The sequence below is a fragment of the Algibacter sp. YIN40 genome (assembly GCF_057219435.1).
Map to the genome: position 1 here is coordinate 43,879 of NZ_JBXVVC010000001.1, position 15,808 is coordinate 59,686.

General features: G+C 32.0%; 19 protein-coding genes. 6 read left to right on the forward strand and 13 right to left on the reverse strand.

The genetic code is table 11. The annotated features are described in order from the left end of the window. Positions 1-91: 91 nt before the first annotated feature. The 4 genes from AC2D6V_RS00195 to AC2D6V_RS00210 form a co-directional block, all read right to left on the reverse strand. The gene (locus tag AC2D6V_RS00195; protein WP_484646030.1) at positions 92-583 is read right to left on the reverse strand and encodes a hypothetical protein; all 492 of its coding nucleotides are present in this window, start codon (positions 581-583) and stop codon (positions 92-94) included. Further along, positions 584-1,108, reverse strand: a complete 525-nt coding sequence (locus AC2D6V_RS00200; RefSeq protein WP_484646031.1) for an FMN-binding protein — start codon at positions 1,106-1,108, stop codon at positions 584-586. A gap of 78 nt (positions 1,109-1,186) precedes the next feature. Beyond that, positions 1,187-2,365, reverse strand: coding sequence for a porin (locus AC2D6V_RS00205; protein WP_484646032.1), 1,179 nt, complete (start codon positions 2,363-2,365; stop codon positions 1,187-1,189). Positions 2,366-2,534: 169 nt separating this feature from the next. After that, positions 2,535-3,398: a hydroxymethylglutaryl-CoA lyase gene (locus AC2D6V_RS00210; RefSeq protein ID WP_484646033.1), complete on the reverse strand. Its 864-nt coding sequence runs from the start codon at positions 3,396-3,398 to the stop codon at positions 2,535-2,537. A gap of 90 nt (positions 3,399-3,488) precedes the next feature. Here AC2D6V_RS00210 and AC2D6V_RS00215 point away from each other — a divergent pair, with 90 nt between their 5' ends. Further along, positions 3,489-4,421, forward strand: coding sequence for a T9SS type A sorting domain-containing protein (locus AC2D6V_RS00215; RefSeq protein WP_484646034.1), 933 nt, complete (start codon positions 3,489-3,491; stop codon positions 4,419-4,421). On the opposite strand, the gene AC2D6V_RS00220 is transcribed toward AC2D6V_RS00215, so the two are convergent. Further along, a complete protein-coding gene (locus AC2D6V_RS00220; RefSeq protein WP_484646035.1) occupies positions 4,407-5,423 on the reverse strand; it encodes a quinone-dependent dihydroorotate dehydrogenase in 1,017 nt (338 codons plus the stop codon). The genes AC2D6V_RS00215 and AC2D6V_RS00220 overlap by 15 nt on opposite strands. A gap of 100 nt (positions 5,424-5,523) precedes the next feature. On the opposite strand from AC2D6V_RS00220, the gene pepT reads away from it, so the two are divergent. Beyond that, positions 5,524-6,753 (forward strand): peptidase T, encoded by a 1,230-nt coding sequence (gene pepT / locus AC2D6V_RS00225; RefSeq protein ID WP_484646036.1) that lies wholly within the window; start codon positions 5,524-5,526, stop codon positions 6,751-6,753. A gap of 16 nt (positions 6,754-6,769) precedes the next feature. Beyond that, on the forward strand, positions 6,770-7,369 hold the full coding sequence (locus tag AC2D6V_RS00230) for a YdeI/OmpD-associated family protein (protein ID WP_484646037.1): 600 nt from the start codon (positions 6,770-6,772) through the stop codon (positions 7,367-7,369). A 101-nt stretch (positions 7,370-7,470) separates the two neighbouring features. Here the strand turns inward: AC2D6V_RS00230 and yajC are convergent, their stop codons facing one another. From yajC to nusB, 3 genes are all read right to left on the reverse strand, one after another. Further along, positions 7,471-7,758: a preprotein translocase subunit YajC gene (yajC, locus tag AC2D6V_RS00235; RefSeq protein ID WP_298236944.1), complete on the reverse strand. Its 288-nt coding sequence runs from the start codon at positions 7,756-7,758 to the stop codon at positions 7,471-7,473. Positions 7,759-7,771: 13 nt separating this feature from the next. Then, entirely contained in the window at positions 7,772-8,251 is a 480-nt protein-coding gene (locus AC2D6V_RS00240; protein WP_484646038.1) for a DUF1573 domain-containing protein, read from the reverse strand. Between the two features lie 81 nt (positions 8,252-8,332). Next, on the reverse strand, positions 8,333-9,277 hold the full coding sequence (gene nusB, locus AC2D6V_RS00245; RefSeq protein ID WP_484646039.1) for a transcription antitermination factor NusB: 945 nt from the start codon (positions 9,275-9,277) through the stop codon (positions 8,333-8,335). Between the two features lie 219 nt (positions 9,278-9,496). Here nusB and AC2D6V_RS00250 point away from each other — a divergent pair, with 219 nt between their 5' ends. Both AC2D6V_RS00250 and AC2D6V_RS00255 read left to right on the forward strand, forming a co-directional pair. Then, the gene (locus tag AC2D6V_RS00250) at positions 9,497-11,254 is read left to right on the forward strand and encodes an ABC transporter ATP-binding protein (RefSeq protein ID WP_484646040.1); all 1,758 of its coding nucleotides are present in this window, start codon (positions 9,497-9,499) and stop codon (positions 11,252-11,254) included. Between the two features lie 160 nt (positions 11,255-11,414). Continuing rightward, entirely contained in the window at positions 11,415-11,804 is a 390-nt protein-coding gene (locus tag AC2D6V_RS00255; protein WP_484646041.1) for a PUR family DNA/RNA-binding protein, read from the forward strand. Between the two features lie 50 nt (positions 11,805-11,854). Here AC2D6V_RS00255 and AC2D6V_RS00260 read toward each other — a convergent pair whose 3' ends face one another. Genes AC2D6V_RS00260 through AC2D6V_RS00270 form a run of 3 tightly spaced genes read right to left on the reverse strand, consistent with a single transcriptional unit; the run spans position 11,855 to position 14,132 of the window. After that, positions 11,855-12,886: a lysophospholipid acyltransferase family protein gene (locus AC2D6V_RS00260; protein WP_484646042.1), complete on the reverse strand. Its 1,032-nt coding sequence runs from the start codon at positions 12,884-12,886 to the stop codon at positions 11,855-11,857. A gap of 13 nt (positions 12,887-12,899) precedes the next feature. Continuing rightward, on the reverse strand, positions 12,900-13,793 hold the full coding sequence (locus AC2D6V_RS00265) for a bile acid:sodium symporter family protein (RefSeq protein WP_484646043.1): 894 nt from the start codon (positions 13,791-13,793) through the stop codon (positions 12,900-12,902). A 3-nt stretch (positions 13,794-13,796) separates the two neighbouring features. After that, a complete protein-coding gene (locus AC2D6V_RS00270; protein WP_484646044.1) occupies positions 13,797-14,132 on the reverse strand; it encodes a tRNA-binding protein in 336 nt (111 codons plus the stop codon). A gap of 46 nt (positions 14,133-14,178) precedes the next feature. Here AC2D6V_RS00270 and AC2D6V_RS00275 point away from each other — a divergent pair, with 46 nt between their 5' ends. Beyond that, complete coding sequence (locus AC2D6V_RS00275; protein ID WP_484646045.1) at positions 14,179-14,736, forward strand: thioredoxin family protein; 558 nt, start codon at positions 14,179-14,181, stop codon at positions 14,734-14,736. Here the strand turns inward: AC2D6V_RS00275 and AC2D6V_RS00280 are convergent. After that, a complete protein-coding gene (locus AC2D6V_RS00280) occupies positions 14,733-15,218 on the reverse strand; it encodes a GNAT family N-acetyltransferase (protein WP_484646046.1) in 486 nt (161 codons plus the stop codon). The genes AC2D6V_RS00275 and AC2D6V_RS00280 overlap by 4 nt on opposite strands. Continuing rightward, entirely contained in the window at positions 15,219-15,761 is a 543-nt protein-coding gene (locus AC2D6V_RS00285) for a YfiT family bacillithiol transferase (protein WP_484646047.1), read from the reverse strand. It lies immediately after the preceding gene. Between the last annotated feature and the right edge of the window lie 47 nt (positions 15,762-15,808).

The following is a 15,808-nucleotide window of genomic DNA, read 5'->3' on the forward strand; positions in this document are numbered from 1 at the left end:
AATTACGTTATAATTGCGTGCAAATATACAATTAAATTACGAATTGCTATGCTATAAAAAAGTTAAGACTTTAATTATAATGAATTATAAACTAGACCTGTTTTTGAACGAGTTGTTTTAATATTATTATAACCGAAACTGTAAAGGTAAGTGTCATTAATATGCCAGAAAACATTACAATATATTTCATCCATAAAAGGTCTTTCCAAAGTAAATAAAGCCCTCCAAACGTAAGAATGACCGATACAAAAGGTTCGATTATTAAAAACAGTTTTAACTTTCTTCCCAATTTAGTAATTGAGATAATAAGCCCCACTAAGAAGAAAATAATGGACATTGATAAAATATGATTATGCACCAGCGTAAGCATTTCTTGGTCGCTTTTTTTAAAATGCATTACCTCCGCATTTTCATCGTTTTCATTTCCTAAATATTGTTCTTCAATACCGTTTGGATTCGCAGAAGAAGTTTCCTCTACAAATAATAGACCCGTATAAAAACCAATACTTAAAACAATAATAAATGCTCCAATTAATAGCTTAATCTCTTTAGGAAGGGTAAGTATTAATCCGTTTAGTTGCATTTACAAGATGTTTTTTTCGTGAAGTATTTTTAAGGAGGCCAATAAATCATTCATAGCGTTTGTCATAGAACGTACTGAGATGGTTGCGCCAGAAATTGCTATGATATTATCACCGTATTTAAGCTGATCGCCACCTTTTTTTCCAACGAATTGTTTTAACCAGCGCTTACTCCCTATTTCTCCCCCATACTCCTCTCGATACATTAGGACCTTCGATTTAATCACTATTAATTCTTTATCTAATAGTACTAGGTAATCAAACTCTGCAGTTTTACTTGGTGCTTTTGACAAATAAGCATAACCGATAAGGTTATTTTCATTTGATATTTTGAAAAGGTTGTTTTCTTTAAATTTTGATGGTAAATCTAGTGTTATTTCTGAATCAATAGCTACTTCTGTGAAGTCAAAAGTTTCAATATTAAAACTACCTCTAATTTCTTTATCTACTTTCTTTTGAATATTTTTCGGCAAACCGAAAGACATCATTACAAAAATTAAAAGAAGTACGAGGTATTTAAATTTCATTCTGTAAAAGTATTGTTTTTTTTGTTCTTGCAACTAAAGCGCCAAACACTCAATTAACTATGAAATGAAATTTGATATCTAAAACCAAACACCAATTCCAAAATTAAGTCTATTGTCTACATCACTACCCGAAACTGCGTTATCTCTAAATTGATAATCAGCTTTAAACACAACGCCAGGTGCTATATGATAGCTTAAACCGGTTGTTAAATCGTTACGATTATAGGCGTCGTTTTGTGGTAAGCCCCCATCGGTATCTGCATGCGTATCATATTGTTCATATCTTGCAAAAGCAAATAGACGTTGTTCTTTATTTTGTGGTAATAAATTAAAAGCACCTTCTATATACCACCCTTGAAGTGCACTCCCTAAATCGCTACCTGTTAAATTATTATAAGCTTCGGTATCACTTAAACTAGCATGAATAAATTGCCCTCTTGCAGTAAAACGACGATAAGCATATCGCGCATCAAGTCCAACCATTGAAATGCCAATATTGGCGCCATCAATTTCTTCTATATCATCGGCAGCTTGTGTTTTACCAAAATAGCCAGCAAGTCCCAAACGCAAACCAGGAATTCCATAATAATCAAATTTAGTTGATAGTGTAGGGCTATCAATAGTCGATTTAATTGCTTTTTGGCGACCGCCTCGTAATCCATTGGATCCTTTTAAAAAGCCGCTAACATCACCTTCTCCATCGGCAATTGTAGATTTAAAACCATTAAATACATAAGCTTGATACCCTAAAGAAATTTCATTGAAACGACCTGTAACACCAAAGCCTATTTCTCGCCAAGTGGTTGGTATAATAGCATTATCAACTGCTGGTCTTTCTACGCCGTTAAATGTTGTTGGTTCATGAAATTCATTAACAATCCCCATAGGAACCAGCATTAAACCACCACGTAAACTAACATTTGGTGCAATGACATAGTTTACAAATGCCTGCTCAACAAAAACTTCTTCTACATGCTCTAATTCAAGCTCTGTTACAAACTGTGTTCTATCGTTAAATTTATACCCAAATAGCAATACCAAACGTTGCACGTCTAATTCACCATTTTGAGATTCTGGTTGATTATAGGTGATTTCTCCATAAGCACCTACAGTAACTGCTTTTCCATAATTTCCAGACAATAATCGTTGCGCTGCATTTAATTGTTTTTGTGGATCGAAAGTAATAGAATCCTGCGCTGTTTGTGCCGTAGCTATCGATACTAATAAGATTAAAAAAAGTAGGGTTAGTTTCCTCATTTTAAAGTTAATTTATCTTTATTTAGATTGATTATAAATAATAATATGATTCGAAGCTGCAAATATAAAACACATAATTAGTTGGACAAACTTTATTTAGATTAATTTTAAATAAAGTTATAAACACTTAAATAACCTGCTAAATATCAGTTTCTTATTCAACAAATATTTAATGAAAAATATTGAAAATCTTAGAAGCTTCGTTATAGGCACTCTCGAAACTAAGGGCATTCAAACTATTATTTTTCTTCGATGTGAAGTAGGATAGTAATTTTTCAGTGGGCATATTACCAGTAAGCTCATCTTTTGCCATTGGGCAGCCTCCAAATCCTTGAATTGCGCCATCAAAACGATTACAACCTGCTTTATATGCTGCATCAACTTTTTCAAACCACGTCGTTGGCGTTGTATGTAAATGTGCCCCAAATTCTATATTAGGATAACGCGGAATTAAGTTTGAAAATAAATAATCTATATTCTCAGGATTAGATGTTCCCACCGTATCACTAAGAGACAATATCTTTACACCCATTTTACTTAAACGCTCTGTCCACTCACTTACAATATCAACATTCCAAGGATCCCCATAAGGATTTCCAAAACCCATAGATATATAAACCACAACTTCCTTATTCGAGGTATTAGCTATTTCTAATATCTCCCTAAGAGTAACTACAGATTGTGCAATCGTTTTATGTGTATTACGCATTTGAAAATTCTCAGATATAGAAAACGGATACCCCAAGTAATCAATTTCTGGATGCTTAGAAGCATTATTGGCCCCTCTGGTATTAGCTATAATTGCTAGTAGTTTGCTAGTAGTTTTACTTAAATCTAACTGTGATAAAACCTCTGCAGAATCAACCATTTGAGGAATAGCCTTAGGTGAAACAAAGCTCCCAAAATCGATAGTATCAAAACCAACTCGTAATAATGACTGAATATACTGCACTTTTTGCTCCGTTGGAATAAATTGCTTTATTCCTTGCATAGCATCCCGTGGACATTCAATAATTTTTACTGATTTTAGCATGTTTACTTTTAGATTTCGGGATAAAAATACTATTAATTTTTGTAAGCTTTATCATTATTAATCGACGTTTACTCAAACATCCTTTAGCATATGAAAAACATTACTCTAACCTATCTAGTTATAATTTTATTCTTTATAAGTAATCATATATTTGGTCAAAGTACGGCAAACTATAATATCACCTTAACAAATTACTGGAATGCTTCCGACCATAGTATAGGCACAACTTTCCCAAGTAGTAATGCACATTTTTCTAAATTGGTTGGTGTTAATCATAATGACAATGTCACATTTCTTCAAATGGGTAATACTGCTACCCTAGGAGTTGAGAACATTGCAGAATTGGGCAGTAATAATGAATTTAAAAACAACGAAGTACAACCAGCCATTGATGCTAATAATGCCGAACAATATATTGATGGTGCCGATTTATTTCTTACCGATGGTAACACAATAGAAATTAATGGACTACTATTTGATGAAGATTATCCTTTACTCACTTTACTGTCTATGATTGCACCAAGTCCAGATTGGATGATTGCCATAAGCGGCGTGAATTTAAAGGAGAACGGTGATTGGAAATCATCAATAACTATAGATCTTTACCCATACGATGCTGGAACAGAAGAAGGTAGCGATTATAAATTAAACAATGCCGCAACAATACCACAAGGCACCATTTCAAATATTCAAGGCGTTGCTCCTTTCAATTCGAATAAAGTAGCACAACTAAATATTGAATTACAATTTGTTTTGAGTAATAATAAATTCAGTACAATTGAAAAAGCAAGATTCTTCCCAAACCCTTCTAAAGGAAATGTTACTATTTCTAACCTACAAAATACATCTCTAGAAACTATTGAAATTTATAATGTTCTCGGAAGGTTAGTGAAAAATATCGAAGTAAAACAAGATTTAAACACCTATGATTTAGATTTATCAAACCTAAATCGCGGTATTTATTTAGTTAAGCTGCTAACCAAAAGGAGTGATACCAAAACACAAAAATTAATTATTAATTAGTGCCTTATTAATCTGTTTTATAAGCTTTGGCCCTTCATAAATAAAACCAGTATATAACTGAACCAAATCGGCACCTGCTTCCATTTTTTCCAGAGCATCTTTTGCCGTATGAATTCCGCCAACGCCAATAATAGGGAACGCTTTGTTACTTTTTTGTGCCAAAAACCTGATAACTTCAGTTGATCTATTCGCTAAAGGTTTACCACTAAGACCACCCATTTCATTTTTATTATTTGAAGTTAATCCTTCACGAGAAATTGTTGTATTGGTGGCTATAACACCATCAATTTTTGTATCACTAACAATATCGATAATATCCAATAATTGGTCATTAGTTAAATCTGGTGCAATTTTTAATAAAATAGGTTTTTGTGCTTTCTTTTTAGAATTTTCAATTTTTAAAACCTTTAATAATTTTGTCAAAGGTTTTTTGTCTTGCAAAGCTCTTAAGTTAGGTGTATTGGGAGAACTTACATTAACCACGAAATAATCAACAAAATCAAACAAAGCATTGAAGCATATTTTATAATCATCTACAGCATTTTCATTAGGAGTTACTTTATTCTTTCCTATGTTTCCACCAATTAAAACATTCTGGTTTTTCTTAAGTCGTTCAACAGCTTCAATAACACCTCCGTTATTAAAACCCATACGGTTGATGATAGCTGAATCTGACTTCAATCTAAACAAACGCTTTTTTGGATTTCCTGGTTGTGCTTTGGGTGTTAAGGTTCCTATTTCTATAAAGCCAAAACCAAAGTTTGATAATTCATTAAATAATTTAGCATCTTTATCGAATCCAGCTGCTAAACCAACTGGATTTTTAAATTTTAAACCAAATAACTCGCGTTCTAGTTTAGGGTCTTCAATACGGTATATACTATTTATAATTGTAGAAACTAGTGGTATTTTATTAATAAAACGGATTATAGAAAATGTAAAATAATGAACTTTCTCAGGATCAAACCAAAATAAAATAGGTCGGATAATTAATTTGTACATAGCGCCGTAAATTGTGCAGCAAAAGTACCATTCATTTCTTAAAAAATAGCACGAAGTTATTTGAAAATTAATAGTATTTTAGTACAAACAAATAACTGTTATGCAACATATAATTGACCGATTTATTGGTTATGTGACTATAGATACCGAGTCAGACCCGAATTCAAATACCACTCCTAGTACAGAAAAGCAATGGAACTTAGCTAATAAACTTGCTAAAGAGTTAAAAGCAATTGGCATGCAAGATGTTAGTATTGATGACAATGCCTACATCATGGCAACTTTACCCAGCAATGTAGAACATGTTGTACCAACAATTGGATTTATATCTCATTTTGATACCTCACCAGATTTTACCGGGGCTAATGTTAAACCACAAATTCATAAGAATTATCATGGTGGTGATATTTTGCTTAACAAAGAAGAAAATATTGTACTCTCTCCCAGCTATTTTGAAGATTTGCATATGTATGTTGGCAAAACTTTAATCACTACTGATGGGACAACGCTGCTAGGGGCTGATGACAAAGCTGGTATTTGCGAAATTGTCTCTGCTATGGAATATTTAATTAATCATCCAGAAATTAAACATGGAAAAATTCGTGTTGGTTTCACACCAGATGAGGAAATAGGCCGGGGAGCACATAAATTTGATGTTGAAAAATTTGGTGCCAATTGGGCTTATACCATGGATGGTAGTCAAATAGGTGAATTAGAATACGAAAATTTTAATGCCGCAGGTGCCGTTATTACTATTAAAGGTAAAATTGTACATCCTGGATATGCCAAAGGAAAAATGATTAACTCCATGTACATTGCACAAGAATTCATAAATTCTTTACCGCGACTTGAAACACCTGAACATACTGAAGGATATGAAGGCTTTTTTCATTTGCATTCTATAACTGGTGATGTTGAAAAAACCGTATTACAGTATATTATACGAGACCATGACAAAAGACACTTTGAAGCACGAAAAGAAGTGATGCAAAAACTTACTAACGAGCTTAACTCTCAATATGGAAGAGAAGTTATTGAAACTGATATTAAGGATCAATACTACAATATGAAAGAAAAGGTAGAACCTGTTATGCATATTGTCGATATTGCAGAAGAAGCTATGAAGCAAGTTGGTATAGAACCACTTATAAAAGCTATTCGTGGTGGAACAGACGGTTCACAACTTAGCTATATGGGATTACCTTGTCCAAACATTTTTGCAGGCGGACATAACTTCCATGGACGTTATGAATATATCCCGGTTGAGAGTATGCAGAAGGCGATAGAGGTTATTTGTAAAATTGCTGAATTAACGGCATTAAAAAAATGATTTTCATATTTCAACTATGAAAAAAATACACTCCGTTGAAGAATACATTGAAGAAAACACGAATTTTAGTGATGCATTAATTGTGTTGCGAAACATTATGAATGCCACCGAATTAGAAGAAACCGTTAAATGGAGTGCTCCAGTATATGCTTTAAATGGCAAAAATGTTTTAAGTCTTGGTGCTTTTAAAAACCATTTTGGTATTTGGTTTTTTAACGGTGTGTTTTTAAAGGATGAACAAAGCCTTCTCCGAAATGCTCAAGACGGTAAAACTAAAGCGATGCGACAAATGCGTTTTGAAAGTTTTAATGATATTGACCATAATATCGTTTTAGCATATGTAAAAGAAGCTATTGAGAATCAAAAACTAGGTAAAGAAATAAAGCCAAACATAACAAAAAAAGAAACAGTTATTCCTAAAGAATTACAATATACTTTAAGTAGTAACACTGAATTAAATTCAAGTTTTAATTCCTTATCCAATTACAAACAACGGGAGTATTGTGACTATATAGCATCTGCAAAACGTGATGCTACTAAGCAAACGCCATTAGAAAAAATAATACCAATGATTATACAAGGTGTTGGTTTAAATGATAAGTATAAAAAATGTTAAGACTTAACATTTAAAGAGATTCTCACGTCGCTTCGCTCCTCAGAATGACAAATAAAAAAAGCACCCTAAACGGATGCTTTTTTAAATCTAATAGATTGTTATTATTTCGCTGGTGCATTAAGTTTAGAACTCATTTCCATAGAAATGGCAGATCTATCAAACTTTAACTTTCCAGCCATAGTTTCTATAATGCAGCTATTGTCTTTGTCGTTTAAATCAGATACTTTTCCGTGTAAACCACTTTTAGTAACCACTTTATCACCTCGTTTTAATTCTGCAGCGAATTTCTTTTCTTTCTTTGCACGTTTCATTTGTGGTGCAATCATAAAGAAATATACAACTACAAACATTAAAATAAAGGGCAACATTGACCCAATTCCTTCTCCCATCTTTTATTTAAATTTAGCTTTTTGCTGCAGCAGGTTTTGCTGCATTAGGATCTGGCTTAACAAAAGCCGTGATCTTTACTGTTTCTGTTCCTTTTTCTGTATTTGCAGTAACTGTAATAGTTTTAGATACTTTATTTGTACCACTTCCATTAAACTTTACAGTAAACTTACCAGACTCTCCAGCTGCTAATGGCTCTCTACTCCAATCTTTTGGCACAGTACAACCACATGAACTTTTAATATCGGTAATAACAAGAGGAGCTTCACCTGTATTTGTATAACTAAATACGGTCTCAACCGGCGTTTTAGCTTCAATTTCGCCAAAATCATGCTCACTTTTATCAAACTGAATAACTGGGAATTTTGATGCTACAGCATCTCTTTCAGCCGCTTGGGCTACATTAGCTTCCTCAATTTTTTTTGATGCATCTTCTTTACAAGACATAAATGCTATCATGCACAATGCAGAAAATCCTAATAATACTTTTTTCATGATATTCGTTTTTTATTTGGGCTATAAAAATAGCAATTATTTAAACGTTTTAAAATTTTTTATTCACTTCTTAACAGAAAATTACAACAATCCACGCCCTATCTTGTTGAGTTTATCCTCACTTTGGTATTCCTTTACCAATTTGTCTAGAATCCCATTTATAAAAATACTGCTCTTAGGGGTTGAATATTCCTTAGCAATTTCTAGATATTCATTGATAGTTACTTTAACAGGTATCGATGGAAATTCCTTTAATTCACAAATAGCCATTTGAAGTAACACAAAATCTACATTTGCTATACGGTCCGAATCCCAATTTTGTGTTTTTTCTTCAATTTCTTTGTTTAAAGACGTTGCATTAAGCAATGTTTTTCTAAGTAAATCGATAGCAAATTGTTTATCTTCTGTATCTTTATAAAGCTTAGGTGTAAAAAGATTCTGTGATTCTACCGACTTAGCCTTTCTAAGAAGCTTTAAAATAGTTGTATTTACAGTTGGTAAATCGTCTAGCCAAGTTAGGTTTTTATCTTCTATATATTCGTAAAGTTTGTCGTTTGGGGCTATAACCTCCTTGAAAATATCGACTATAAAATTCTTATCTTCTTTAAATGTGGCAGTTCTTGTTTGCATATAATCTGCATACAAATCACTTTTAGCTATTGCCTTGTAAACAATTTCAACATATTCACTATCCAGCTCCCAATTAGTAATATTATGGGCTTCAAATTGTTCATTCAACGAAGTATTGCCTTTAATAGCCTTCAATAATTCGTTATTAACAAATTTTTTATTAGGATTTTTATCTTCTAGGGTAGCTAAATGCTTCTTTTGCTTTTTTTGTAAATCGTCTTCAGCTCGATTTTGAACTTCAATAAGCAGCGACAATAACAATAAGTACAAGTTGTACATGTTATCAATACTAAACAACAAAAACTTTTGATCTTTTAACAGGTCGTCACTCTCACTTCCTTTAAAAGCATAAATAGATTGCATTACTTTAACACGAATATGGCGTCTGTTTAGCATAATTACAAAGAACTTTATTTATAAAATAACTGATTTAGTTAGTTTCATTTAGACTGCAAAAATAATACTATTTTAAAAAAGTCTAACGATATTATTTGTTTTATTAATCTACAGATGACTTTAGGTTATATTTAACACAAGCATGAAGTAAGACAACTAATTTTAAATGATTATTACCTTATCTTTGCTAACTCATTTTTAAGACACCGTTAGAATTTAATGAAAGAATTACAACACTTAAATAAGTACTTTTTAAAATACAAATTTCATTTAATTGTTGGTATCATCATTACAATTGTTGCTCGAATTTTCCTCCTTTTTACACCGCGTTATGTAAAAGAAATTTTTGTCATTATTGAAAAATATATGAAAGGAGGTGTTACTGAAGGTACTATAAAAACAGAATTAACAGAAGTAATTCTATATATTGTTGGTGCTGCATTAATTGGTGGTATCCTCACATTTTTTATGCGACAAACCATCATTAATGTCTCTCGATATATTGAATACGATTTAAAAAATGAAGTATACGCTCAATATCAAAAGTTATCCCTCAATTTTTATAAGAAAAACAGAACTGGCGATTTAATGAATCGCATTAGTGAAGATGTTGGTCGTGTACGTATGTACGCAGGCCCAGCCATTATGTATAGTATTAATACCATTGCTCTTTTTGTAATTGTTATTATTTATATGATTAATGCATCACCTAAATTAACACTTTACACCGTTTTACCATTACCAATTCTATCGGTAATCATCTATAAACTCAGTAAAGAAATACATAAACGAAGCACCATAGTTCAAGAATACCTATCGAAACTTTCGACATTTACGCAAGAATCTTTTAGTGGTATTTCTGTTATAAAGGCATATGGTATTGAACTGCAAACCTCTCGAAGTTTCAATGAACTAGCTTCGGAAAGTAAGGCAAAACAAATAAGTTTAGTAAAAGTACAGGCGTGGTTTTTTCCAATGATGATTTTGCTAATTGGTACTAGTAACCTCCTAGTTATTTACGTTGGTGGGATGCAATACATTAATGGTGAAATAGAAAGTTTAGGTACCATTGCAGAGTTTATTATTTATGTGAATATGCTCACATGGCCAGTGGCAACCGTGGGTTGGGTAACTTCAATTATACAACAAGCTGAGGCATCGCAAAAGCGTATCAACGAATTTTTAAAGATTGAACCTGAAATAAAAAATCATTCAGAAGCGGCCACCGAAATCACAGGTGACCTCATGTTTCAAAATGTATCGTTCACCTATGACGACACCAATATTCAAGCTTTAAAAGATGTTAGTTTTAGTATTAAAGAAGGAGAAACACTTGCAATACTGGGAAAAACAGGATCTGGAAAATCGACTATTTTAGATTTAATTGGTCGATTATACGACATTGATTCTGGCAGTATTACTATTAATAATTTAAGTTCAGCAAAACATAATTTAACCAATTTAAGAGATAGTATTGGTTATGTTCCTCAAGATGCCTTCTTATTTTCTGACACTATAAAAAACAACATTAAGTTTGGAAAAGAAGATGCTACCGAAGAGGATGTTATTACAGCGGCAAAAAATGCCCAAGTACACAAAAACATAGTGAAATTTAATAATGGCTATGACACCGTTTTGGGAGAACGTGGCATAACCCTATCTGGTGGGCAAAAACAGCGTGTATCTATAGCTAGAGCTATTATAAAGGCACCAAAAATTCTATTATTTGACGATTGTTTATCTGCCGTAGACACCGAAACAGAAGAGAAAATATTAAAAAATCTTAGCAAAATATCTAAAGGTAAAACTACAATAATTGTTAGTCATAGAGTTTCTTCTGCTAAAAATGCTGATAAAATTATTGTCTTAGATGGTGGTAAAATAGTGCAAGAAGGCACGCATGAATCACTTATAGGTCAGGACGGTTACTACAAAGACCTTTATTTAAAACAACTAAGTGAGAATAGTTCTGGCTAATCTTAAGCCTTATTAATAAAAAGGGCAATCATTATTATTATTAAATAAAATGTAATAAAAATGAAGATTGTAAAAAGAAACTTCAAAAAATGTTGGTAAGTTTCGGTTTTTTTTAGATTTTTGATGAACACAATGCTAATTCAATAAATTAAAAATAACTATGAACAACAATGATATGATGGAGAGAGAGGAGATTTTTTCGAAAGTATTACGAGCTGGAAGACGCACCTATTTTTTCGATGTAAGAGCGACAAAAGCCGAAGATTACTACCTTACAATTACAGAGAGTAAAAAGTTTACCAACGATGATGGGTCTTTTCACTACAAAAAGCATAAAATATATATCTATAAAGAAGATTTTGCTGAATTCAGAGAAATTTTAGCAGAAATGACCGATTATATAATTCGCGAAAAAGGTGATGAAGTTATTAGTGAGCGTCACCAAAAAGATTTCAAGAAAGAATATGACGATGCACCGGTAGTAAAAGAAACTGAAGATACACCAGCATCTACTGAAAATTTCACAGATATTGATTTTGACGATATTTAATAGAATTCACTGTAAAAATACAAACCGTAGCTTTTAAGTTACGGTTTTTTTTATGTTTTTACAGCTAGTAAAACTATCACCAAAATAACTATTAAATATGCAACAGCAGCGCCCCATCCAAAACTAAAAGCACATAAAAACACCAATAACAAAATCCAAACAGGCACCAAAGTTACTGCCACTGCAAACCTAAAAGTAGACATAAACTCTATTTCCTTTATTTTGGGCTGAATTATAAATTTCCATAAAAAATAGGGCACGAATAAGTTAATAATTAATAATATCTTAAAGAAGCTTCTTAAGCCTTCAATCTTAGATTTTGGTTTATTATGGCAATTTTGAAAACTACTTTTTATACAATCATTAACTTGTTGAGGATTTAAAAAATCAACGTTCATATCACTCAATGTTTTAAGAGTTTCATCGTAGTTTTCACTTGGAATATGGGTTGTTAATTTTGAAAGCTCTGATTGAATTTTTGCCTTTAGTTTAATAACATCTTCATGTCTGTTTCCAGAAAAAAAATCTTTTGCATTAATAGATTTTCCATAAAATATGGACGTACTATCCGGAAAATTAATCGCATTCTTAAAATTCAATCCTACTGGTACAAGTTGTAAATCTATATTTGGGTATTTTTCCAGAGTATCAAAAACTATTCTCGTAAAACCTTTACTTAATGGTCTTACAGTTCTAACTAAATTATGTCCTCCCTCTGGAAAAATTAAAACAGACTCACCTTTGCTTAATAATTTTGAGCATGTTTCAAAAATCGCAGTATTATTGGTTAAATTTTTCCAACCGTCTCTAATACGATAAACGGGAAGCATTTGCAAAGAGGCAAATATTTTGCTAATAAGTGCTTTTTTAAAAACACCCGCTCTAGTTAAAAAAAACAAAAATCTATCGCAATTAGTACCTATTAATAGTGGGTCTAAAAGCGCATTTTGATGATTCGCTAAAAATAATACAGGTTTATTTTTAGGAATGTTTTCTTTATTAAAAACCTTAATCTTTTTAAAGTAGAAAAAGAATCCCAATTTTAAATACGCTCGTACACTAAATAACCAAAGTCTATGCAATGTGCTGTAATTTTTAATTCTTATGCGACCAATAAAATGCTAATAATAACCCAGAAATTATATGCCAAATACCCCAAAAAGCAGCTAAAATAGCCATACCTCCCAATCCGTTAAAAAACGTAAAAATGAGCAATAATCCTAATCCAGAATTCTGAATTCCTGTTTCTATAGCTATAGTTTTTTGGTTTTTAAAAGATAGCTTAAATAATTTAGCTATTGTAAGTCCCAATAATATAGCCATTATATTGTGTGATATTCCTAATAGTAACACATGATGGATATAAGCATTAAAAACATCTATATTCTTTGAAAATGCGATAACAACAATAGCCGCAAATACTATAATTGAAAGGGGCTTTAGTATTTTTGAAAGTTGTATAGCCGTATTTTCAAACCTATACCTCACTACCATCCCTATAACTAAAGGAATCCCAAGAATAAGTATCACTAGTTGTACCAAATCAAAGGGGTTCAAAGCTACATCTTTTAATAGTGTTGCTGTTGGTTGATACAAACTACCATAAAATTGAAAATTAAATGGCGTCATAAAAACAGCAACAAAAGTAGCAAACGCGGTTAGACTAATTGAAAGCGCCGTATTGCCTTTCGCTAAATGCGTCATAAAATTAGATATATTACCACCAGGGCATGCAGCAACTAGCATCATTCCTAGTGCGATACTAGGTTGAGGTTTAATTAAAATAATAAAACCATACGTTATTAGTGGTAACAATATAAACTGAGATAGGATTCCGACTAAAACCAATTTCGGCTGTTTTACAAGCGATTTAAAATCATCAATTGTAATGCCTAAGGCCACACCAAACATAACAATCGCAAGGGCAATATTTAAAACCCAAAGTCCTGTACTATCAAAATTTATTTTAGCTGTATCAAGATCTTGCATAAACTAAGCTACAACACTTCCATTTTTAACTTTAGTTTCTGGATTTAAAAGAATGACGTCTTTGCCATTAACTGCTCCAAGAACCAAACATTCACTCATAAATTTAGCAATTTGTTTTTCAGGAAAGTTTACAATAGCTACAATCTGTCTTTGAAGCAAATCTTCTTTATTATAAAGCGATGTAATTTGTGCTGAAGATTTTTTAATTCCTAAATCTCCAAAATCTATGGTTAATTGATAGGCGGGATTCCGAGCTTCAGGAAAATCGTTAACCTCAATAATTGTTCCTACGCGTAAATCTACCTTGGTAAAATCTTCAAAAGTAATTGTGCTATCCATTTTTTAAAAATACAAATTTTAACGAACTTTGATAAAAATAATAACTATGGCGCGTACACCCTCAAATATGCTTCCTTTAGGAACTAATGCACCGGATTTTTCACTTATTGATACTGTTTCAGAATCTAGACTTAACTTAAATGATTTAAAAGGTGAAAAGGGCACCGTAATCATGTTTATATGTAACCACTGCCCTTTTGTAATTCATGTGAATTCTAAATTGGTTTCAATCGCAAAAGACTATCAGTCTAAAGGAATTTCTTTTATTGCTATTTCAAGTAATGATGTGATTAATTACCCACAAGATTCGCCTGAAAAAATGAAAATTCATGCTAGAAATGAAAGTTATTCTTTCCCCTATTTATATGACGAAACACAAGAAGTAGCAAAAGCTTATGATGCTGCTTGCACGCCAGATTTTTATGTTTTTAATACAGAATTGAAGCTTTGCTACAGAGGTCAATTAGATAATTCAAGACCAGGCAATGGGATTCCAGTCACTGGAAAAGATTTAAAAAATGCTTTGGATTGTTTAATTGAAAATAAAGAAAGCACACAATTACAAAAACCGAGTATAGGGTGCAATATAAAGTGGAAAGATTAAGTTAGTTTTAATTGCCAAATACCAACATTCTGCCACTCACCAAACTTCTTCCCCACTTCTTTTAGGTTTGCTACTTGCTCAAAGCCTAATTTTTTGTGGAGTTTTATACTTGCCTCATTTGGTATGGTTAAAACACCTAAAATCGTATGTAGGTCGGTTTCTTTAAGTATTCTAATTAATTCAGTATAGAGTTTTGTGCCAATTTGCTTACCATGTGCTTCATGCTTTACGTAAACAGTAGATTCCGCAACATAATTGTAAGCCGCTCTAGGTCTAAATCTACTTCCATAGGCGTATCCTAGTATCTCATTATTTTCCTCGTAAACGATATAAGGATAATTAGGAATAATTTGATTTAACTTATTAGTAAAAGTTTCAAGAGACAAAGGTTCAATATCAAAATTAGCAGTTGTATTTATAACATAATAATTATAAATATCAAGTAATTCTTGAGCGTCATTTATATGAACTGGTCTTATCATTTACTTCCAACCTTTGCGTATCATTAGATTTTCAATATGTGCATAATGATGATTACTATGCCATGCATAATTACCAACGTTATAATTTAATTTTACTTCACTATTTGATTCTGGGTGAATAAAATGCTTATTAAAATCATCAACAGACATAGTCTTTAATAAATAAACAAGTTTATAATGAATAACCCTTAGATGATTTAAAGACATTTCTATTGGGGCATTATAATCTTGAAGTTCTGCCCAATCTGCTTCATTATAAGCCTTAATAAGAGGCTTGTCTTCTGTTAACGCCCATTTAAAACGCGTGTAACTATGATGATGGCTATCTGATACATGATGCACCACTTGTCTGATAGTCCACCCATTTGGCCTATATGGTGTGTTTAATTGCTGATCGGTTAAATCCTCTACAAGATTTTCTAACCGATTTGGGAAATGCTCCAAAATGGATATCCAACCATTAATATGATCTTGAGAAATATTATTTGGACAATCAAATTGTCCGATTGGGTATTTAAGTTTTTCTAGTTCTTGATTTGTCATGCATAAATATAAAAAAAGCACTTCGAATGAAGTGCTTAAAATATGAT

Bases quoted from the DNA above. Each gene is read 5' to 3' on its own strand.
- AC2D6V_RS00195 (WP_484646030.1), bottom strand. From the start codon at position 583: ATGCAACTAAACGGATTAATACTTACCCTTCCTAAAGAGATTAAGCTA.
- AC2D6V_RS00200 (WP_484646031.1), bottom strand. From the start codon at position 1,108: ATGAAATTTAAATACCTCGTACTTCTTTTAATTTTTGTAATGATGTCT.
- AC2D6V_RS00205 (WP_484646032.1), bottom strand. From the start codon at position 2,365: ATGAGGAAACTAACCCTACTTTTTTTAATCTTATTAGTATCGATAGCT.
- AC2D6V_RS00210 (WP_484646033.1), bottom strand. From the start codon at position 3,398: ATGCTAAAATCAGTAAAAATTATTGAATGTCCACGGGATGCTATGCAA.
- AC2D6V_RS00215 (WP_484646034.1), top strand. From the start codon at position 3,489: ATGAAAAACATTACTCTAACCTATCTAGTTATAATTTTATTCTTTATA.
- AC2D6V_RS00220 (WP_484646035.1), bottom strand. From the start codon at position 5,423: ATGTACAAATTAATTATCCGACCTATTTTATTTTGGTTTGATCCTGAG.
- pepT (WP_484646036.1), top strand. From the start codon at position 5,524: ATGCAACATATAATTGACCGATTTATTGGTTATGTGACTATAGATACC.
- AC2D6V_RS00230 (WP_484646037.1), top strand. From the start codon at position 6,770: ATGAAAAAAATACACTCCGTTGAAGAATACATTGAAGAAAACACGAAT.
- yajC (WP_298236944.1), bottom strand. From the start codon at position 7,758: ATGGGAGAAGGAATTGGGTCAATGTTGCCCTTTATTTTAATGTTTGTA.
- AC2D6V_RS00240 (WP_484646038.1), bottom strand. From the start codon at position 8,251: ATGAAAAAAGTATTATTAGGATTTTCTGCATTGTGCATGATAGCATTT.
- nusB (WP_484646039.1), bottom strand. From the start codon at position 9,277: ATGCTAAACAGACGCCATATTCGTGTTAAAGTAATGCAATCTATTTAT.
- AC2D6V_RS00250 (WP_484646040.1), top strand. From the start codon at position 9,497: ATGAAAGAATTACAACACTTAAATAAGTACTTTTTAAAATACAAATTT.
- AC2D6V_RS00255 (WP_484646041.1), top strand. From the start codon at position 11,415: ATGAACAACAATGATATGATGGAGAGAGAGGAGATTTTTTCGAAAGTA.
- AC2D6V_RS00265 (WP_484646043.1), bottom strand. From the start codon at position 13,793: ATGCAAGATCTTGATACAGCTAAAATAAATTTTGATAGTACAGGACTT.
- AC2D6V_RS00270 (WP_484646044.1), bottom strand. From the start codon at position 14,132: ATGGATAGCACAATTACTTTTGAAGATTTTACCAAGGTAGATTTACGC.
- AC2D6V_RS00275 (WP_484646045.1), top strand. From the start codon at position 14,179: ATGGCGCGTACACCCTCAAATATGCTTCCTTTAGGAACTAATGCACCG.
- AC2D6V_RS00280 (WP_484646046.1), bottom strand. From the start codon at position 15,218: ATGATAAGACCAGTTCATATAAATGACGCTCAAGAATTACTTGATATT.
- AC2D6V_RS00285 (WP_484646047.1), bottom strand. From the start codon at position 15,761: ATGACAAATCAAGAACTAGAAAAACTTAAATACCCAATCGGACAATTT.